Annotated in this window: 20 protein-coding genes; 12 read left to right on the forward strand and 8 right to left on the reverse strand. The window is 58.1% G+C overall.

Annotation, left to right across the window (positions count from 1 at the left end):
• Positions 1-25 precede the first annotated feature (25 nt).
• The 5 genes from ACR0DH_RS06535 (at position 26) to glmM (ending at position 5,505) form a co-directional block, all read left to right on the forward strand.
• On the forward strand, positions 26-667 hold the full coding sequence (locus tag ACR0DH_RS06535; protein ID WP_480547888.1) for a cell wall hydrolase: 642 nt from the start codon (positions 26-28) through the stop codon (positions 665-667).
• Between the two features lie 73 nt (positions 668-740).
• Positions 741-2,111, forward strand: a complete 1,371-nt coding sequence (locus ACR0DH_RS06540; protein WP_480547889.1) for a multicopper oxidase family protein — start codon at positions 741-743, stop codon at positions 2,109-2,111.
• Positions 2,112-2,212: 101 nt separating this feature from the next.
• A complete protein-coding gene (locus tag ACR0DH_RS06545; RefSeq protein ID WP_480547890.1) occupies positions 2,213-3,133 on the forward strand; it encodes a dihydroneopterin aldolase in 921 nt (306 codons plus the stop codon).
• Positions 3,130-4,128 (forward strand): dihydropteroate synthase, encoded by a 999-nt coding sequence (folP, locus tag ACR0DH_RS06550; protein ID WP_480547891.1) that lies wholly within the window; start codon positions 3,130-3,132, stop codon positions 4,126-4,128. Before ACR0DH_RS06545 ends, folP begins: the two co-directional genes overlap by 4 nt.
• 33 nt (positions 4,129-4,161) lie before the next feature.
• Positions 4,162-5,505 (forward strand): phosphoglucosamine mutase, encoded by a 1,344-nt coding sequence (glmM, locus tag ACR0DH_RS06555; protein WP_480547892.1) that lies wholly within the window; start codon positions 4,162-4,164, stop codon positions 5,503-5,505.
• On the opposite strand, the gene ACR0DH_RS06560 is transcribed toward glmM, so the two are convergent.
• The gene (locus ACR0DH_RS06560; protein ID WP_480547893.1) at positions 5,502-6,404 is read right to left on the reverse strand and encodes a DMT family transporter; all 903 of its coding nucleotides are present in this window, start codon (positions 6,402-6,404) and stop codon (positions 5,502-5,504) included. The two genes, glmM and ACR0DH_RS06560, sit on opposite strands and share 4 nt — an antisense overlap.
• Before the next feature lie 79 nt (positions 6,405-6,483).
• On the opposite strand from ACR0DH_RS06560, the gene ACR0DH_RS06565 reads away from it, so the two are divergent.
• Both ACR0DH_RS06565 and ACR0DH_RS06570 read left to right on the forward strand, forming a co-directional pair.
• Complete coding sequence (locus ACR0DH_RS06565) at positions 6,484-6,795, forward strand: ArsR/SmtB family transcription factor (protein WP_480547894.1); 312 nt, start codon at positions 6,484-6,486, stop codon at positions 6,793-6,795.
• Entirely contained in the window at positions 6,792-7,247 is a 456-nt protein-coding gene (locus ACR0DH_RS06570; RefSeq protein WP_480547895.1) for an SRPBCC domain-containing protein, read from the forward strand. Before ACR0DH_RS06565 ends, ACR0DH_RS06570 begins: the two co-directional genes overlap by 4 nt.
• A 45-nt stretch (positions 7,248-7,292) precedes the next feature.
• Here ACR0DH_RS06570 and ilvC read toward each other — a convergent pair whose 3' ends face one another.
• Positions 7,293-8,315: a ketol-acid reductoisomerase gene (ilvC, locus tag ACR0DH_RS06575; RefSeq protein WP_480547896.1), complete on the reverse strand. Its 1,023-nt coding sequence runs from the start codon at positions 8,313-8,315 to the stop codon at positions 7,293-7,295.
• A 131-nt stretch (positions 8,316-8,446) separates the two neighbouring features.
• Here ilvC and ACR0DH_RS06580 point away from each other — a divergent pair, with 131 nt between their 5' ends.
• Together ACR0DH_RS06580 and ACR0DH_RS06585 are read left to right on the forward strand one after the other, a co-directional pair.
• Positions 8,447-8,902 (forward strand): Lrp/AsnC family transcriptional regulator, encoded by a 456-nt coding sequence (locus ACR0DH_RS06580; RefSeq protein WP_480541110.1) that lies wholly within the window; start codon positions 8,447-8,449, stop codon positions 8,900-8,902.
• Positions 8,899-9,357, forward strand: a complete 459-nt coding sequence (locus ACR0DH_RS06585; protein ID WP_480547897.1) for an Lrp/AsnC family transcriptional regulator — start codon at positions 8,899-8,901, stop codon at positions 9,355-9,357. Before ACR0DH_RS06580 ends, ACR0DH_RS06585 begins: the two co-directional genes overlap by 4 nt.
• 6 nt (positions 9,358-9,363) lie before the next feature.
• Here the strand turns inward: ACR0DH_RS06585 and ACR0DH_RS06590 are convergent, their stop codons facing one another.
• On the reverse strand, positions 9,364-10,065 hold the full coding sequence (locus ACR0DH_RS06590; RefSeq protein ID WP_480547898.1) for a GntR family transcriptional regulator: 702 nt from the start codon (positions 10,063-10,065) through the stop codon (positions 9,364-9,366).
• A gap of 234 nt (positions 10,066-10,299) precedes the next feature.
• On the opposite strand from ACR0DH_RS06590, the gene ACR0DH_RS06595 reads away from it, so the two are divergent.
• Positions 10,300-11,427, forward strand: coding sequence for an aminotransferase class V-fold PLP-dependent enzyme (locus ACR0DH_RS06595; protein WP_480547899.1), 1,128 nt, complete (start codon positions 10,300-10,302; stop codon positions 11,425-11,427).
• Between the two features lie 12 nt (positions 11,428-11,439).
• Here ACR0DH_RS06595 and ACR0DH_RS06600 read toward each other — a convergent pair whose 3' ends face one another.
• The 3 genes from ACR0DH_RS06600 to ACR0DH_RS06610 form a co-directional block, all read right to left on the reverse strand.
• Entirely contained in the window at positions 11,440-12,636 is a 1,197-nt protein-coding gene (locus ACR0DH_RS06600; protein WP_480547921.1) for a UbiH/UbiF family hydroxylase, read from the reverse strand.
• Between the two features lie 73 nt (positions 12,637-12,709).
• Positions 12,710-12,958 (reverse strand): hypothetical protein, encoded by a 249-nt coding sequence (locus ACR0DH_RS06605; protein WP_480498700.1) that lies wholly within the window; start codon positions 12,956-12,958, stop codon positions 12,710-12,712.
• 86 nt (positions 12,959-13,044) lie between these two features.
• Entirely contained in the window at positions 13,045-13,689 is a 645-nt protein-coding gene (locus ACR0DH_RS06610; protein WP_480547900.1) for a pyrimidine 5'-nucleotidase, read from the reverse strand.
• A gap of 99 nt (positions 13,690-13,788) precedes the next feature.
• Between ACR0DH_RS06610 and ACR0DH_RS06615 the strand changes: the two genes are divergently transcribed.
• A complete protein-coding gene (locus ACR0DH_RS06615; RefSeq protein WP_170532641.1) occupies positions 13,789-14,436 on the forward strand; it encodes a GntR family transcriptional regulator in 648 nt (215 codons plus the stop codon).
• Between the two features lie 3 nt (positions 14,437-14,439).
• Here the strand turns inward: ACR0DH_RS06615 and ACR0DH_RS06620 are convergent, their stop codons facing one another.
• Both ACR0DH_RS06620 and carA read right to left on the reverse strand, forming a co-directional pair.
• Complete coding sequence (locus ACR0DH_RS06620; protein ID WP_480547901.1) at positions 14,440-16,320, reverse strand: glycosyltransferase; 1,881 nt, start codon at positions 16,318-16,320, stop codon at positions 14,440-14,442.
• An 81-nt stretch (positions 16,321-16,401) separates the two neighbouring features.
• Entirely contained in the window at positions 16,402-17,568 is a 1,167-nt protein-coding gene (carA, locus tag ACR0DH_RS06625; RefSeq protein ID WP_480547902.1) for a glutamine-hydrolyzing carbamoyl-phosphate synthase small subunit, read from the reverse strand.
• 183 nt (positions 17,569-17,751) lie between these two features.
• Here carA and ACR0DH_RS06630 point away from each other — a divergent pair, with 183 nt between their 5' ends.
• A complete protein-coding gene (locus ACR0DH_RS06630; protein WP_170532647.1) occupies positions 17,752-18,237 on the forward strand; it encodes a GatB/YqeY domain-containing protein in 486 nt (161 codons plus the stop codon).
• The last annotated feature ends 1 nt before the right edge of the window (position 18,238 follow it).

An 18,238-nucleotide genomic window follows, 5' to 3' on the forward strand; every position in this document is an offset into this window, starting at 1 on the left:
TTAAGTGCCTGTGCGAGGTTATCTGATGCTACGTTACATAATGGCTGTTGCCACATTGGCAGCAACCATGCTGCCAAGTGCTTCCTTCGCCGAGAGGGAAGCAACCGATTCTGCTAAGCAAGAACTTGTCGCCCGCAATGAATTGCCGGCGCAAAGTTTCCGTGACTATTTCAAATTGTTCAAGCCGCGTAAGTCGGCCGAACCAATTCAAGTCTCCTATTCCAAGGACTGGCTGGACCAGCAACCGAAAGCCACCGGAGATGAGAACTGGCAATGCCTGGCTGAGGCGCTGTATTTCGAAGCCCGTGGTGAAAGCGTGCGCGGTCAGTTTGCCGTGGCCGAAGTGATCCTGAACCGGGTCAAAAGCAGCCGCTTTCCTGACAGCCTGTGCGGTGTGATCCGCCAGGGCACGGGCAAAAAATACCAGTGTCAGTTCACCTATACCTGTGATGGCCGCAAAGAGGTGATCCACGAACAGAAAGCGTTCGAACGTGTATCAAAAGTGGCGCGCGCGGCGATTGACGGGATCTCGAAGGAACTGACCGAGGGGGCGACCCATTATCACACAACCGCTGTGCGTCCGTCCTGGGCGCGGGTTTACAAACAGACGGCCAAGATCGGTGTGCATATCTTCTATCGCCACAACTACCGGACGGCGAGCAACTGATTGACGCACCCGCGCTGGAAGCTTGATGGCGCGGGGCGTGTTGCAGTCTATATTGCGGGTCAGGAGGCCCGCAATGCCATTCAATCGAAGACAATTCCTGCAAGCCGCGGCAGCAGTGTCGCTGCTACCGGGTGCGGCGAAGGCTGAGTTCCTGCAGCTTGAAGCGCGTGTTGCCCGCCAGCGCCTTGCACCAGAAGGGTTTCCTGAAACGGAAATCTGGGGCTTTGAGGGTACGGTTCCGGGCCAGACGCTGAAGTTCCGGCAAGGAGATCGAGTTCAACGCCGCTTTGTAAACAAGCTTCCTCAACCGACGTCGATCCATTGGCATGGTATTCGTATAAACAATGCGATGGACGGGGTGCCGGGCTTGACGCAAGAGGCTGTCGCGCCCGATGGAACCTTTGACTATGACTTTGTCGTCCCTGACGCTGGCACCTATTGGTATCATGCGCATAATCGCTCGGTTGAACAGGTTGCGCGCGGGCTCTATGGGCCCCTGATCGTCGAGGAAGCCGCCGGCCCCAAAGTAGATCAGGACTTAATCCTGATGCTGGATGATTGGCGTCTGGACCCGGAAACAGCGCAAATTACCGATGATTTCAACAATGGCCATGATCTGAGCCATGCGGGCCGTCTTGGGAACATCGTCACCGTCAATGGCGTGTTTGATCCGGCCTTCTCGGTGGGCCGAAACCAGCGCCTCAGGCTCCGCCTGATCAATGCATCAAACGCCCGGATATACGATCTGGACATCGACGGCCTGGCCGGATGGATCGTGGCGCTGGATGGGATGCCTCTGGAATTCCCGCTGAGGGTCGCGGACACTTTCCCGTTGGCCCCCGCGCAAAGGGTTGATTTGATTGTCGATGTACTTGCCGCGACCACAGCAAGTCTGGTCAGTGTCGAGCGAGACGGCGGCTTTGGTCTGGTGCGGTTCGATGTGAAAGAAAGCGCGGCCCGTGCCCCGCGCGATGGCATAGCATCCCTTCCACCCAATCCCGTGCCTGAGGTGACGCAGATCAGCACTGCCCCGTTGCACCAGATGGTTTTACAGGGCGGGGCGATGCGGTGGTTGCAAAGCGCGCAGCTTGGCGGTGCGGACTTGTCAGGGCGTGAACTGGCGCAGCTTGGGCGGTTCTGGGCGTTAAACGGTATCGCCGAGCGCCCATATGATCCGTTTCTGGATGCCGCGCGGGGCAGCATTCACCGGATTGCGTTCGTAAACGAAACCGCTTTCCCACATGCCATGCATCTGCATGGTCATCACTTCCGTCTGGTATTGGAAGATGGGTCGCTGGGTCCCTGGCGTGATACGGTTCTGATTGAACGCGGGCAGACCCGGCAGGTGGTACTGGTCGCGGATAATCCGGGTGATTGGCTGCTGCATTGCCACATGCTGGGCCACGCCGCCGCTGGCATGATGAGCTGGTTCCGCGTTACTTGACGCCGCAATCAGTGGTTGGAATGGCGTTTGCATGAATGTTATAGGCCCTCGAAACGCCTAGACTGGGCGAACTGTTTTACGAGCCGGAAAAGGCCTGATCCATGAGTTCTGAAATCCGCCTTGCCTTTGCGCACCCGTCTGAACGGTCCGAGGCGACCTCGCCCCGAGGGCCGCTGGATCGCATTTCGCTTCGCGATCACACCGTCGAAGTTGAGATCGGAGCTTTTCAGGCCGAGCGCGGCACGACCCAGCGCATCTGCTTTAACATCGTTGTCGAAGTCCGCCCGCTGACGGCGGATATTGACGATGATGTGGATCGTATCCTGTCGTATGACCGCGTGACCGAAGCGATTGCCTATGAATTGGCGGCAGAGCGTCTGAACCTTCTTGAAACGCTGGCCGAACGAGTAGCCGAGCGTATCTTGTTGGAACCGCAGGCAGTGCGCGTGTTTGTCCGGATCGAGAAGCTGGATCGCGGACCCGGAGCGCTGGGGGTCGAGATCGTGCGCGGCAAGGATGCGATTCACCACGATGTGGTCGAAGAAGAACGCCCGCATCCGCGTCTGGTTTTCCTGTCCAATGACGCCATTGCATCTGGCAACCTGAAAGGCTGGATTGACCAATTGGAAAACCGCCAGCGGCCATTGATCCTGTGTGTTGGCGCCTCTGATCTGGAAGTGCCGCAAACCGGCCACGCCATGACTCAGCGCCGGATCGACCTGCTGTCCATCGAACAAAACGCATGGGTTTTGGCCGCACGGGATCACCGCTGTGTCGTTGTTTCAACTCGAACCGAGTTGGATTGGGCGATGAAAAACGGCCAAATCTGCGTTTGGGCCCCGTCCAAGATCGTGTTGGATGCGGTTGACGGTCCATCAGCTGCGCCTTCGGACGCGGTTGCACTAGCCGCGTGGTTTGCCGCGACATTCGAGGCCAGCGAGATGATGGTCATCGGAGGCGAGTTGCCGAAAGAACCCAAGACGCCGCTGCGCTCGGTTGCCGTCGATCAGGCACAATTGTGAGGGATTACTACCGCCCGCTCGTTCAACATGGCGCGGCCCGGCCCGAGGACGCTGTGCCGTTGGCGGGTCAGGCGCTCTGGTTTACCCATGTCGAGGTTCTGTTGCGGGGTCGCGAGCCAAGTGTCGTCATGGCGGCAGAGGTCCCGGCTGATCAGTTGGACCGCCTCAGCCGTCCGCGCGCAGCTATTGCGGGCCTCGACATGGCACAACCTCAGATCATGGGCATTCTGAACGCCACGCCAGACAGTTTCTCGGATGGGGGTGTACATAGCACCGTCGACGCGGCGCGGGCAGGCGCGGTTGAAATGGTCGCTCATGGCGCAACCATTCTGGACATTGGTGGCGAATCCACGCGACCCGGCGCAGATTTTATCCCAGAAGACGAAGAAATAGCCCGGACACGCCCGCTGATCGAAGCGATCCGGGCCGAAACAGATGCTTTGATTTCAATCGACACCCGCAAGGCGGCGGTGGCCAAAGCGGCCTGCGCAGCCGGGGCGGGTTTGGTCAACGATGTGTCTGGCTTTACCTTCGACCCCAAGCTTGCCCCGTTCTGCGCCGGGCTCGGCGCGCCGGTTTGCGTGATGCACATGCAGGGCGATCCGGCCACGATGCAGGATGATCCGCAATACGATGACGTCGTGCTGGACGTTTACGATTTTCTGGAAAGCCAAATCGCTCGTCTAGAGGCGATGGGCTTGAGCCGCGACCTGGTCATCGTTGATCCCGGCATCGGTTTTGGCAAAACCGAGCAGCACAATCTGGCCCTTCTACGCAATCTCAGCGTGTTTCACGGGTTGGGCTGCCCGATTCTGTTGGGCGTGTCGCGCAAGGGCTTTATTGGATCAATCGGGAAAGAGCCGCAAAAAACCGCCCGCGCGCCGGGATCAATCGCCCTTGCTCTGGACGGATTGTCCCAAGGTGTGCAGATCATCCGGGTGCATGACGTGGCCGAAACTGCTCAGGCCTTGCGTCTATGGGCTGCGGTCCGGTAATCCGGTCTCAACGATTTTGGTGAGGGGTCATTGATGCGCAAGTTGTTCGGAACAGATGGTGTGCGGGGCACGGCCAATACCCATCCGATGACAGCCGAAATGGCCTTGCGTATCGGGGCAGCGGTTGGGCGGTATTTCCGCCGTGACGCCTCAGGCGTACACCGTGTGGTTATCGGTAAAGATACGCGACTGTCCGGCTATATGCTGGAAAACGCGCTGACAGCAGGTTTGACCTCAACTGGAATGAACGTGCTGCTGTTGGGCCCTGTGCCGACACCCGCAGTGGGTCTGATGACCCGGTCCATGCGCGCCGATCTGGGGGTCATGATTTCGGCCAGCCACAACCCGGCCATCGACAATGGGATCAAGTTTTTTGGGCCTGATGGATTCAAACTGTCCGATCAGGCCGAGATCGAGATTGAGCGCTTGATTGAAGAGGGCGTCAGCCCGGCCCAAGCACAGAATATCGGCCGCGCCCGCCGCGTCGACGATGCGCGTTTTCGCTATGGCGAGCGGATCAAATCCTCTTTGCCACGCGATGTGCGGCTGGATGGCCTGAAGGTTGTGATCGATTGCGCCAACGGGGCCGCGCACCGCACCGCGCCGGAAGTGCTGTGGGAGTTGGGGGCCGAGGTGATCCCGGTTGGCATTGCGCCGAACGGCAAGAACATCAACCTCAACTGCGGATCGACACAACCGCAATTGGCCGCAGAGACGGTGGTGGCGCATGGTGCGAATGTGGGGATTTGCCTGGATGGCGACGCGGATCGGGTCGTCGTTATCGATGAGACTGGAAAAGTAGCGGATGGCGATCAGTTGATGGCCTTGCTGGCCTCGGCCTGGGCTAAGTCTGGCCAGTTGAAAGGCGGCGCTTTGGTCGCCACCGTTATGTCTAACCTTGGGCTAGAACGGCATTTGCAATCGCAGGGTTTGCAGCTGGAACGCACCGCGGTTGGCGACCGATATGTGGTCGAACGCATGCGAGACGGTGGCTTCAACCTGGGTGGGGAACAATCCGGCCATATCGTGATGAGCGACTATGCCACCACCGGTGACGGGCTTATGGCAGGTCTGCATTTTCTGGCCGAAATGGTTCTGTCGGGCCGTAAAGCCTCGGATCTCGCGCGGCAGTTTGAGACCGTGCCGCAACTGCTTAAGAACGTCCGCTATGCTGCCGATCAGGCCCCACTTGAGGCGCAAAACGTTAAGGCAGCTATTGCCGATGCCGAGGCTCGCCTGAGCGGGCAGGGGCGTCTGTTGATCCGAAAATCAGGCACCGAACCATTGATCCGCGTGATGGCGGAGTGCGAGGATGACGCGCTTCTGTCTCAGGTGGTCGATGGCATCGTGGCCGAGGTCGAAGCGGCGGCCGGCTAGCGGCCGATCAGCAATTTACGCAGGCTGAACCACTGGCTGATCGCCAGCCCGGTCAGGATCATCGCCAGAGCGATGAAGAACCGCAGTGGCAGAGCCTCGGACAGAACCCATGCGCCGAACACCATCGACCAGATCGGAACCTGATAGTTCACCAGCGTCAGAAAGACTGACCCCGCACTGCGAATGATCGAGACCCGCAGAAGCGTTGCAAAGGCGGTCGGAACCAGCCCTAGGATGATGATGGCAAGACCCGAGCGCGCGCCTTCCCATTCCGGCAGCCCTTCTATGACCAGCATAAGCGGCAGCAAGCAGATTGCGCCGACCACAAGCGTTAGCGCGGCCAGAGTCACCGGGTCGATTGGCGGGCAGCGCCGGGTGAAGATCGAGGCCACAGAATAGCACAGCGCAGCTGTGATACAGGCAAGCTGGGCCAAAGGCTCGGCCCCTTGTCCGATCTGGGCAAGCCCCGGACCTATCAGGACCAAAGCGCCAGCAAACCCCAGAGATACCCCCAGCATTCTGCGCGCATTCAGCGGTTCGTCGGAAAAGAAATGGGCCAATGGTAGAACCATCAGCGGGATCGCTGCCATGGAAAGGCCTGCGAAAGCCGATGGAACATATTGTTGACCCCAACTGAGCAGCATGAAGGGCAGAGCGGTCGACAGCAACCCGATGATGACAATCGTCCCCCAAAGGCTGCGATCCGGTCCGGGCATCCGACGACCAGTGACAGCCATCAAACACAGCAGGGTGATCGCACCCAGCGTCGTCCGTGCCGTTGCGACGGTCACGGGTCCATATCCCTCTAGCGCCATGGCGACCACCATGAACGTACCACCCCAGATGAGGCCGAGTGAAATCACACCACTCCAATCGCGGTAGTTGGGGTCTTGAACCATAATTCCCCCTTATCCTTTGATTTTACAGATGTCACGTGGCTGAATTTGACAATACGTAAGTTGTAACTTACGGTAAGTTATGACTTACCATGATACATTTTCAGCCCTAGGTGATCCAACTCGCCTTAGGGTTTTCGAAGCGGTAGCGGCCCGGCCTTCTGCGGTCGGGGCCTTGGCGGAAACGCTACCCGTCAGCCGCCCAGCGGTATCGCAGCATCTGAAGGTTTTGTCTGACGCCGGATTGGTCGAATGCCGATCAGAAGGGACGCGTCGTATTTACTATGCACGTCCAGACGGGTTGGACAGCATTCGGGCATGGCTGGAAAGACACTGGTCGGACGTGCTGGGTAGTTTTGCAGAAGAAATCAATCGGGAAAGGCACGATGTATGACCAATCCAATTGTCAAATCTATTACCGTGAACGCTGCGCCGAGTAGGGCTTTTGATGTTTTCGTTCATCGCGTTGCAAACTGGTGGCCGCTGGACGGCCATGCAGTGTCGGCCTCCAAGGGAAAACCAGCGCTGGCGGTCATGATCGAGCCTTGGGTTGGAGGTGCGGTGTATGAAACGATGTGCGATGGCGAAAGGGCCGACTGGGGCGAGGTGCTTATCTATGAAGACGGGCGGCGCGTGGCGTTCACTTGGCATCCTGGCACGAACAAAGACTTTCCCACTCAGGTTGAAGTGCTTTTCGAAGAGAGCGATCCCGGCAAAACCCTTGTGACATTGACCCACTCGGGGTGGGAAGTCTGGGCTGCAGAGGCGCCGGAGAAACGTGGCGGATACGATACAGGCTGGGATTTTGTTCTAGGCGAGTGTTACGCCAACGCATTCACGAAATAAAAAGGGCGACCACTTGGGTCGCCCCAACTCTGACATCTGTCAGGCTTAGTTCTTTTCTTTGTCGACCATTTTACCGGCCGAGATCCAGGGCATCATGGCGCGCAGTTTTGCACCGGTTTCCTCGATCATGTGCTCGTCATTTGCACGGCGCGACGCTTTGATGGTCGGCTGGCCAACGGCGTTTTCCAGCATGAAGTCGCGAACGAATTTACCCTGCTGGATGTCGTTCAGAACCTCTTTCATACGTGCTTTGGTCTCGTCGTATTTCAGGATACGCGGGCCGGTGACGTATTGGCCGTACTCAGCCGTGTTCGAGATCGAGTAATCCATGTTCGCGATACCGCCTTCATAGATCAGGTCAACGATCAGCTTCACTTCGTGCAGACACTCGAAGTAAGCCATCTCGGGCGCGTAGCCCGCTTCGACCAGAGTTTCAAAGCCGCAGCGGATCAGCTCAACCAGGCCACCGCACAGTACGGCTTGTTCGCCGAACAGGTCGGTTTCGCATTCTTCGCGGAAGTTGGTCTCGATGATGCCCGAGCGGCCGCCACCGATGGCCGAGCAGTAGGACAGGCCGATTTCCAGCGCTTTGCCGGTTGCATCGTTGTCTACAGCAACAAGGCAGGGCACGCCGCCGCCTTTGGTGTATTCGCCGCGAACGGTGTGGCCGGGGCCTTTGGGGGCCATCATGATCACGTCGACGCCTTCTTTCGGCTCGATCAGGCCGAAATGCACGTTCAGGCCGTGAGCGAAGGCAATGGCCGAGCCCGGCTTGATGTTGTCATGCACGTATTTCTTGTAGGTTTCAGCCTGCAGTTCGTCGGGCATGGTGAACATGATGACGTCGCACCATGCGGCCGCTTCGGCGATACCCATGACCGTCAGACCTTCACCTTCGGCTTTCTTGGCCGAGGGCGAACCTTCGCGCAGGGCGACGACCAGGTTCTTCGCACCCGAGTCGCGCAGGTTCAGTGCGTGCGCGTGGCCTTGGCTGCCATAGCCCAGGATGGCCACTTTTTTGTCTTTGATCAGGTTGATGTCGCAATCGCGATCGTAGTAGACGCGCATTTCGCTGGTCCTTTCTGTTTCGATTGCTGTGCTTTTAGCCGGAGCTTTTGGTATTGGCGAGCGCGTCGGCATCAGATATTCACAAAAAACAAGAAGAAGTATTCGTGTTGGTGAAAGATTCTGGAAAATTCATGCTTGATGAGATTGATCGACGTATCTTGCGCCATTTTCAGGCCGAGCCCAGCCTTTCGACCGCTGAATTGGCCGAACGGTGTCGGATCACGCAAGGTGTTTGTTGGCGACGTATCGAAAAGATGCAGGCCGCAGGAATTGTCGAGGGCCAAGAGGCAGTGATTGACTGGACCGCTTTGGGCTACGCGGTCGAGGTGTCATTGCGTGTGACACTGGATAAGACACAGCCGCGCGCATTTGATGAGTTCACCGCTGCAGCCCGACAGGTGCCAGAAGTGATCGAGATACAGACCTTTCTGGGTAGGGTGGATGTGCGCCTGTCCATTCTGGCAAAGGATATGGCGCATTATCAGCAGCTGTATCGGGATCGCATCCTGACCCTGCCGCATATCGCTGATATCGAAGCGTTAATGCATATCGCGCGGGTCAAGCGGGACGAGGTGCTGCCGGTATGATCGAACTCGACGAAACTGATCGACAGATCCTGCGCGCCCTATGTCTGGACGCAACCCAAAGCGCGGGTGCCCTTGGTCGCAAACTCGGATTGTCACAGCCCGCCACGTGGCGGCGTATTCGCAGGCTCGAAGAGGCCGGCGTCATCAAGGGCCGCCGGCTGCGCCTGAATGCCGAGGCTTTGGGGTTCGGCGTTACGGTTTTCCTGGGTGTGAAGCTGGCCCGCAAAGGACAGGTCAGTCTGGAAGATTTCGAACGCGCCGTCAGTGCTATCCCCGAAGTGCAGACTGTCGAACATGTGTTGGGGCTGTATGATTACCGGTTGCGCGTTGTGGCGCGGGACTTGTCCGATTTCGAACGAGTGCTGCGCCGCCGGATCATGACCCTGCCGGGTGCAGGCGATGTTGAGGCGAATGTTCTGCTCAGCGAGGAACGGCTGCCCTGGCCGATTGGCTGACGGCGTCTAGTACTTTGTCCGGATGCGATAGCTCGGGTGATGCGTGATCCGCGCAAAACTTAACGGGGTGTCATCTTTCCATGTCGTCTTTTCCATCTGGATCATCGAGGTTCCCGCCGTCGTACCCATGAACTCAGTAAGGCGACTGTCAGCCGAGACTGCGCTGAACGAAACTTCAGCTTCGTTAAACGGCGCGGCGTTCAACAGCCATTCATGCGGACCACTATCGGTTAGGTTGGCATCTTCGATCTCGGGAACGGCTTCGATATTGATCCACCGCTCTTCCAACTGAAAGGGGCGGTTATCGGCATAGTGCATGCAGGTCAGATTCAGAACACGTGCGTCGCATGCTACGCCGAGCTGCGAAGCCAGCCATCCCGGGCTTAATTCTACATTCCGCTCGACCAGCGCATACCGATAGTCAGCGTTTTGGTTTTGCACCATCTGCCGGGCCAGCAAAAGCTCTAGCTTTGCATGACGGCTTGGTTCCTTTTTAACCCGCGTCCCGCTTTTGCGCTTGCGTTCGACAAAGCCCTGATCGGCGAGTTCGCGCAGCGCCCGATTCACAGTTGCACGGGCGCAGTTGAACTCTTCAGCCAGTTGCGTTTCTGTCGGTAAAAGCGAGCCCTGAGGCCAGATGCGGCTTTCGATACGGCGTTTGACTTCGTCACGAACGACCTGGAAGCTGATCCGCTTTTGAACATTCACCTGTGAAATTATCCCTTCAAGCAAAAAGTGTATGCATCTGGTCAGAAGCAAGCAAAAGTGTAAAGGGGAGCTGATACTAATTGGCGTCATTTTTGCTGTATTTGAAGCCTTTAGTACTGAATCCCAGGGATTGTTTCACTTGACCTTGGGTCAGTTTTGTCGCGCCGTTTTGACTTTACCCGCCCATGTAATCCCGCCAGTCTTTCAACCAAATGCTGAAGGGAAGGATTCGAAATGCCTGCATTGCTGGAAACCGTGGATCCAGACGGTCTTGAAGAGTTCTCGGTTGTCTTTACCGATCGCTCGTTGAATCACATGTCGTCTAGATTTCAGCAGGTCATGCGCGATATCTCTGACATGCTGCGCGAGGTATACAACGCCGATGGCGTCGCCATCATACCCGGTGGCGGCACCTATGGGATGGAGGCTGTTGCCCGTCAATTCGCCCGCAACGCCGAGGTTCTGGTCGTGCGAAATGGCTGGTTCTCCTACCGGTGGAGCCAGATCATCGAAAGCGGTGCTTTGACCAAAGCGGTGACTGTCCTGAAAGCCCGGGAAACCGGGAATTCCAGCCCATCGCCTTTTGCACCTGCGCCTATCGAGCATGTGATTGCCACCATTCGTGAGATCCGCCCAGATGTGGTCTTCGCGCCGCATGTGGAAACCTCGGCCGGGGTGATCCTGCCCGATGACTATGTGGCCGCTATGGCTACTGCTGCGCATGAGGTCGGGGCCTTGATGGTTCTGGATTGCATCGCGTCTGGCTGTGCCTGGGTGGATATGAAAGCAACCGGTGTGGACGTCCTGATCTCGGCCCCACAAAAGGGCTGGAGCGCATCGCCCTGCGCCGGTCTTGTCATGCTGTCCGAGCGGGCCGAGGCGCGGTTGCAAGAGACCGAGTCCGACAGTTTTGCAGTGGATCTCAAAAAGTGGCGTCAGATTATGCAGGCCTATGACAATGGGGGACATGCCTATCACGCCACCATGCCCACGGATGCGTTGACTGCGTTTCGCGATACGATGCTTGAGACGCAAGGTTACGGGTTCGAGAAGTTGCGCGATGCGCAATGGGCATTGGGCAATGGCGTGCGGGCGCTGTTGAAGGAAAAAGGTGCTGTCTCGGTGGCCGCGGATGGCTTTGGCGCGCCAGGCGTTGTTGTCAGCTATACGGCTGATCCGGACGTTCAGAATGGAAAAAAATTCGCAGCGCAGGGAATGCAGATCGCGGCTGGCGTGCCGCTGCAATGTGACGAACCGGCTGGGTTCAGCACGTTTCGGCTTGGTCTGTTCGGCCTCGACAAGCTGTATGATGTCGATGGCACCATCGCCCGCTTGAAACGCGTTCTGGATCAGGTTCTATGAACCTGTTGGGCCTTAGCGAACGCCGAGGCCCATCTGCATCAGCGTCTTGCGTACTGGTGCCATCGAATACAAGGCGTTCAGCCCCATAGCGCGGGCATCGCGCAACGGGCGCGCCTCGATCATCGAGGCGCGGTTCAGCAGGTCAATGCCTTTAACCCGCAGGTCAATCTCGGCGTGTCGCGCCTTGTGATAGGCATCCAGCATTTGCGCGTCGCCCAAACCATCGGGTCGGGCTTGCGCCAGATCCAGCAGCGACCGCAGATCACCCAGCGACATGTTCAGGCCTTGCGCGCCGATAGGGGGCACCACATGGGCGGCCTCGGCCATCAGCGCGATGCGCTCGCCCGACAGGCGCGCAGCAGATTGGCTGATGATTGGCCAGATCGTCCGGCGCGAGGCCAGTTTCAACGGCCCGAACAAACCGCAGGACCGCTCGGTCATCGCGGTTTCGAATGCATCGGTATCCAGGTTCAGCAACTCAATCGCACGTGGCCCGCGTTCCATCCAGACGATTGCAGATGAAGGTTGACCCTGCCAATCGGGCAAAGGCACCAGCGTGAAGGGGCCACCGGACAGGTGTATCTCGGTCGAGACGTTTTCATGCGCTATGGGATGTGTGACGGCAAAGGCAAGCGCTTTCTGGCCATAGCGTGTGGTGTGAACTGTAATTCCCGCGGCTTCGCGCATGGGAGAATTCCGACCGTCTGCAGCGATGATCAGTTTGCACTGGAGCCGGCTGCCATCACTCAGGCCGACACGCGCCTCAGCGGTGCGGGTGAACAGGCTGACGGTACCTGTTCCGGGGCGGAAATCGACGTTGGGCAACTCGGCCAGCCGAGCCACCATCTCGCGTCGCAGCAGCCAGTTGGGCAGGTTCCAGCCAAATGGCTGATCCGAGATGTCAGAGGCGTTGAAATCCCGCACCACGCGCGGTTCAGGGATGTCACCGCCCGCGTCAACGATACGCATAATCTGCAAGGGAGCTGCGTACGATTTCAGCCGGCCCCACAATCCACACTGTTCCAACAACGCCTGCGCGGGCTGAAGAAAGGCCGTGGTCCGCAGGTCTGACCCATCAACATCGCGTTCAGTGATCGGAGGGGTCGGGTCAACGCAGACCACATTGTACCCAGCTGTGCCAAAGGCCGCCGCCGCAGTCAGGCCCGCGATTCCTCCGCCGGAAATCAGAATGTCACAGCTGTTGATCATGGCGCTTACTCCGTTCCCGGCAGACCCTAGTGCGGTTCCGCCGCCTGCGCCAAGTGACATCCTGTCTCGTGCCCTATCCGCGTGAAATCAGGATGAGGATCAGGAACATGATTGGAACCATCAGTACCGCTGGGATGTAAAGACCCGGCAGACCGAATAGCAAAGCCGAGCACCCCCACATGCTGAAGATCGCCGCCGCGGTGTACACAAGGTCCTCAGGTTCGCCCTCTGCGGCGTCTCGTGCCAGCCAGCCAAGCAGGGGAATTCTATAAAACAAGCGCTGCCAAATCGGCAGGCGCCGAGGCATCTCGATCGCGGTCATCGGGGTCTCCGTTCTGTTCGTCGCAAAACGGGATATAGGGCTGATGCTGCAGGTGCAGAATGTGCAGATCGTCGCAGTGTGACAGCCTATCGCAGGCGTGCCAGAAAGGCGGTCAGATCATCCGTGTGATGGTGGATATGGTCGGCCTCATGCGGGTCTGGCGCGACGTGAACGGTGCGCATTCCCATCTCGTGCGGGGCGGCCAGATTGCGGGGGTCATCCTCGAACATGGCAGCCTTATCGGCCTGAATGCCATCCTGCACAAAGATCGTCTCGAAAGCTGCCTTTTCCGGTTTCGGGCGATAGCCTGCATGTTCGACGCCGTAGATCGCATCAAACAGTCCTGTCAGTCCACGCGCCTCAAGCACACGTTCCGCATAGGGCGCGCTGCCATTGGTATAAACGATGCGCCGACCGGGCAGGGCGCGGATATGGGCAGCCAGTTCGGCATCGGCGTCCATATGGCTCATATCGACCTGATGGACCGCATGCAGATAGGGATCAGGGTCCAGGTCGTGTTCTGCCATCAACCCTGCCAGCGTGGTGCCATATTCGCGCCAGTAATGGTTGCGCAGCCGGTCAGCCTCGGCCCGGTCCACGCCGATGGCCTGCACGACGTAATCCGTCATCAACACCTCGATCTGGTCGAACAGGCGCATGTGCGGCGGATAGAGGGTGTTGTCCAGATCGAACACCCATTGGGTGACGTGGCTAAAGGCAGGTTTGACCATGATGTGGGTTTAGGCTGCAATCTGGTGCTTTTCAATGCCGGGCTTGATTGCACGGCCCGGACACGGATAGACATGTCCGAACGAGGAGACGTAAGACACATGCCCCAATCCCGACAATCCAACAAGGACGCCTATAGCTTGATTTTGGAAGCGATTGACGTGGGTGTCTACAAACCCGGCAATCGTCTGGTCGAAAGTGAGCTGGCCGAGCGGTTTGGTGTCTCGCGTACTCCGATCCGCGAGGCGCTGCAGCGGCTTGAGACGCAGTCTTTGTTGGAACGGGACGGACGGTCGCTGATCGTGGCGTCTTTGGATCACAACCAGATGGCCGAGTTATATGTGGTACGGCGTGAGTTAGAAGGTCTCGCCGCCCGTCTGGCCGCCAAGCATGCGACGGAAGAAGAGATCAGAGTTCTGCAGGAAATGGTGGCCGAGGATGATGCTTTGGTCGATGACCCAACCGCCTTGGCGCGGGCAAACCGTCGGTTTCATGAGCAGATACATTTGGCCTCGCACAACCGGTATCTGGTGCAGCAATTGGATCTGGTGCACCGCACGATGGCCTTGATGGCAACGACGTCCCTGGCGGTTCAAGGGCGGGGTGAGATTGCGCAGAGCGAACACAAAGCCATTGTCGATGCCATAGCCGCACGGGATGAAGAAGCCGCAGGCCGCGCCCTGAAAGAGCATATCTCCGTCGCGTTTATGACACGCCTCAAACAGGATGCCGTGCGGCGGGAAAACTGACGCTCAGATCTGTTGCAGGTCCTCGGCAGCTTGGCCGTGTTGGGTTTTGTCCCAGAAAAACGGGTTGAACACCAACTCCCACAACGCCTTGTAGGCCGCAACGACGCCCAAGGGAAAATACAGCCCCATCGTCGGCACCCATGGCAGAAGGAACCGCCGCTCGCGTGCGGCGACGGCAAGCATCCCAACCGCAATGTTGATCGCTTCGGTTACAATGAACAACACCAGCAAAGGCGTGATGAGAGAAGGTGGCATGATGGTTTGCATCGGGTTCGACATTCCTAGTGTCGACAGCCAGAAAACCCATAGAACCGGGGCCAGCAGAAACTGGCCTAGCGTGCCCAGAAAGAATGCCTGAATCCCGGCAAACCTGATCGGGCCGAGATCCTGATAGAGTTTCGCAGGGCTGCGCATATGCACCAGATAGGTGACCATAAATCCCTTCAGCCAGCGCGAACGCTGTTTGACCCAGGGCCAGGCGCGGAAATTGGCCTCTTCATAGGTGGTGGTATCAACCATCTCAGTGCGGTATCCGGCACGGCTGAGGCGCACGCCCAGGTCTGCATCTTCGGTCACATTATGGGCATCCCAGCCGCCCAGTTCGACCAGCTTGTCACGGCGAAAGAAAAACGTGGTTCCACCTAATGGCACCACAAGGCCCAACCGGGCAATCCCCTGCAAAATAACGCGAAACCAGCTATTGTACTCAATCGCAAAACAGCGCGAGCGCCAATTGGTGCGAGGGTTGTAATAGTCCAGAACCCCTTGCAGGCAAACCACATCCGGTGCGGCTTGGGTGAAGTGTTCGACAACGCGTTCGATCTGATCCGGTTGAGGCGCATCTTCGGCATCCCAAACGCCCAGAATGTCGCCCCGGCAGAAATCCAGCGCATAGTTCATCGCGCGCGGCTTTGTGGTCAGGCCGTTCAACTCGGGAACTTCGACGGTTCTGATCCAACTGGGCAGATGGGCCTTGGCAACGGTTTCGCGCGTGACTTCGTCACTTTCTTCCAGCACCAGGATCACATCCAGCAGCGCCTTGGGATAGGTCAACCGTTGCAAGCGTTGGATCAAAGCGCCTGCAATCTCGCGCTCTTTGTACAGCGGGACCATGATAGAGACACAGGGTTGTCGCAGGGAAATCGGGGCGGATTTGGGATCAGCCTCGCGTGGTCTGATCCGCGACACCAGAAAGGCCAACGCGCCTGCCACTCGCAAGATCATGAACAGGATCAACGTGGTAACGGCCGCAATCAGAAGAACGGAAAGCCCCAACTTCGGCATCAGCGCAAAGAGGGTCGTCACCCCAATTGCACCCAAAACCGGAACGGCGCGCGAAACCGGTGTCCAGGTGCGGCAGCTTTGCGACTCATCAACGCGTGCTTCGGCAGCATGGGCCAAAGGCATCGCAAATTGCTGCGATATCACCCGGTCAATCTGGTCTGGCGCGGCCAGAACCGGGATGATGGCATAGGGGCAGTCCTGCATTTCAGCGGTGACAGTTGGAAACCGGTCAGGCCGGGCAGTGGCGACCAGAAGAAGGGGGCCGATGCGCATCCACGGGATGACATTATGCGCCAGCCAGAATTCCACCGGCTTGAACTCGGACAAGCCCGGGGCGGGCGGGATTTCTTCAAGGTCGGCAATTTTCCAGCCGCTTTGTGTGGACAGGGCCGTCAGAACATCAGCGCGACTGACCCACCCCTCGCCAACCAGAATTTCGCCCAAAGAGGCTTTCTGTCGCGTTTGGAGGTCCAGCGCTTGCCTCAATTGATCCGCCGTTATTGCGCCTTGTTCAATGAGACAGGCCCCAAGGGGTTTGCGCAAACCTTGCGGCGGGATCGGTGCTGCAGAGGTGAAATTCTGAAGATTCAATTCAACCATTAAAAAAACCCTGACGCAGCGACCTGTCGTCAGGGTTGATCCATTTAGGTTAATAGCGGGTTAACCTTGGGCAGTGGGCGATTATGCCTGCGCTTTACGGCCCGCCATGGCGTCAGCGAAACGCTCGAACAGGTAGAAACTGTCCTGCGGTCCGGGTGACGCCTCAGGGTGGTATTGAACCGAATAGACGGGGCGATCCGTCATGCGGATGCCGCAGTTCGATCCGTCAAACAAGGATCGATGGGTTTCTACAATGCCCTCGGGTAGGGTCTCGGCATCCACCGCAAAGCCATGGTTCATCGAGGTGATCTCGACCTTGCCGGTCTCCAAGTCCTTGACCGGGTGGTTCGCACCATGATGGCCGTGGTTCATCTTGATGGTCTGCCCGCCAAGCGCCAGAGCCAACATCTGGTGGCCAAGGCAGATGCCGAAGACCGGCAGTTCTGTCGTCTCAAGAATTTCTTTAATCATCGGCACGGCGTACTCACCAGTCGCGGCCGGATCGCCCGGACCGTTTGACAGGAACACTCCGTCGGGATTGTGAGCCAGAACCTCGGCGGCGGTGGCGGTTGCCGGCAGCACGGTCACATCGCAGCCCGCCGAGGCAAGACAGCGCAAAATGTTGCGCTTGGCGCCATAGTCGATTGCAACGACCTTGTGAACAGGCGCTTCCTGACGGGCATAGCCCTCGGGCCAGGCCCACCGCATTTCATCCCAGCGATAGCTTTGCGCGCAGGTGACTTCTTTGGCCAGGTCCATGCCTTCCAGACCGGCAAACCCACGCGCCGCTGCAATCAATGCCTCAATATCGAACTTCCCTTCCGGGTCATGGGCCAGCGCCACATGCGGCGCGCCTTGTTGACGGATCGCTCGGGTCAGGCGGCGGGTATCAACGCCGCCGATGGCGATCCGGCCACGGCGAGCCAGCCAATCCTTCAACTCTTCGGCGGAACGCCAGTTCGAGGGTTCGGTCGGATCCCATTTGACCACCATACCGGCGGCCACCGGATCGTTGGTTTCGTCATCTTCGGGGTTCACACCGACGTTGCCGATATGCGGGAAGGTGAAGGTGACGATCTGTCCGGCGTAAGAGGGATCAGTCATGATTTCCTGATACCCTGTCATCGCGGTGTTAAAGCACAGCTCGGCCACAGTTTGGCCTGTTGCGCCGAAGCCTACGCCATAAAACAGGGTTCCGTCGGCCAGAGCCAGACATGCGGTGGGCTTGGACGGGGCATTCTGGACCATGGCGCAACTCTCCTAAAGGGTAAATCGGCGCATAACTAAGGGGGTTATGCCTTCGGGTCAAGTGTGTTCAAATTTTTGGCTATCGTTATTTATCAATAGGTTAAATGGTTTCGCACCCTGTTGTATCATGCTTTTTGTTTGGATATGTTCGGGGTTCCTTTGTCATGGGGATGGACAAACCAAATGGACATGCGATCACGGGTGAACACCGCCCTGAAGCAAGCAATGAAAGACAAAGCGGTCGAACGTCTATCGACACTGCGTCTGATCAACGCCGCAATCAAGGATCGGGATATCGCCTCGCGCGCTTCCGACAATGAAGAGGCGAAAGGGTGCGGCGATGCCGAGGTTCTTGAAATTCTTGGTAAAATGACCAAGCAGCGCAAGGAAAGCGCGCGCGCTTATGAAGAGGGCGGACGCCTGGATCTGGCCGAACGTGAAATGCGTGAGGTTGCGATCATCGAGGAATTCCTGCCCAAACAGCTGGATGACGATGAGGTCACACAGGCAATCCAATCGGCGATCACGTCCACTGGTGCCGGTTCGATCCGGGATATGGGCAAGGTGATGGGTGAGCTTAAGACGCGCTATACCGGCCAGATGGATTTTGGCAGGGTCGGCCCCATGGTCAAAGACCACCTCTGTGCCGCATCAAGCGACGGCTGCTGAG

Source organism: Ruegeria sp. I1, assembly GCF_056532675.1.

Excerpts from the sequence above, each read along its gene's own strand:
- ACR0DH_RS06535 (WP_480547888.1), top strand. The coding sequence starts at position 26 with ATGCTACGTTACATAATGGCTGTTGCCACATTGGCAGCAACCATGCTG.
- ACR0DH_RS06540 (WP_480547889.1), top strand. The coding sequence starts at position 741 with ATGCCATTCAATCGAAGACAATTCCTGCAAGCCGCGGCAGCAGTGTCG.
- ACR0DH_RS06545 (WP_480547890.1), top strand. The coding sequence starts at position 2,213 with ATGAGTTCTGAAATCCGCCTTGCCTTTGCGCACCCGTCTGAACGGTCC.
- glmM (WP_480547892.1), top strand. The coding sequence starts at position 4,162 with ATGCGCAAGTTGTTCGGAACAGATGGTGTGCGGGGCACGGCCAATACC.
- ACR0DH_RS06560 (WP_480547893.1), bottom strand. The coding sequence starts at position 6,404 with ATGGTTCAAGACCCCAACTACCGCGATTGGAGTGGTGTGATTTCACTC.
- ACR0DH_RS06565 (WP_480547894.1), top strand. The coding sequence starts at position 6,484 with ATGACTTACCATGATACATTTTCAGCCCTAGGTGATCCAACTCGCCTT.
- ACR0DH_RS06570 (WP_480547895.1), top strand. The coding sequence starts at position 6,792 with ATGACCAATCCAATTGTCAAATCTATTACCGTGAACGCTGCGCCGAGT.
- ilvC (WP_480547896.1), bottom strand. The coding sequence starts at position 8,315 with ATGCGCGTCTACTACGATCGCGATTGCGACATCAACCTGATCAAAGAC.
- ACR0DH_RS06580 (WP_480541110.1), top strand. The coding sequence starts at position 8,447 with ATGCTTGATGAGATTGATCGACGTATCTTGCGCCATTTTCAGGCCGAG.
- ACR0DH_RS06585 (WP_480547897.1), top strand. The coding sequence starts at position 8,899 with ATGATCGAACTCGACGAAACTGATCGACAGATCCTGCGCGCCCTATGT.
- ACR0DH_RS06595 (WP_480547899.1), top strand. The coding sequence starts at position 10,300 with ATGCCTGCATTGCTGGAAACCGTGGATCCAGACGGTCTTGAAGAGTTC.
- ACR0DH_RS06600 (WP_480547921.1), bottom strand. The coding sequence starts at position 12,636 with ATGATCAACAGCTGTGACATTCTGATTTCCGGCGGAGGAATCGCGGGC.
- ACR0DH_RS06605 (WP_480498700.1), bottom strand. The coding sequence starts at position 12,958 with ATGACCGCGATCGAGATGCCTCGGCGCCTGCCGATTTGGCAGCGCTTG.
- ACR0DH_RS06610 (WP_480547900.1), bottom strand. The coding sequence starts at position 13,689 with ATGGTCAAACCTGCCTTTAGCCACGTCACCCAATGGGTGTTCGATCTG.
- ACR0DH_RS06615 (WP_170532641.1), top strand. The coding sequence starts at position 13,789 with ATGCCCCAATCCCGACAATCCAACAAGGACGCCTATAGCTTGATTTTG.
- ACR0DH_RS06620 (WP_480547901.1), bottom strand. The coding sequence starts at position 16,320 with ATGGTTGAATTGAATCTTCAGAATTTCACCTCTGCAGCACCGATCCCG.
- carA (WP_480547902.1), bottom strand. The coding sequence starts at position 17,568 with ATGGTCCAGAATGCCCCGTCCAAGCCCACCGCATGTCTGGCTCTGGCC.
- ACR0DH_RS06630 (WP_170532647.1), top strand. The coding sequence starts at position 17,752 with ATGGACATGCGATCACGGGTGAACACCGCCCTGAAGCAAGCAATGAAA.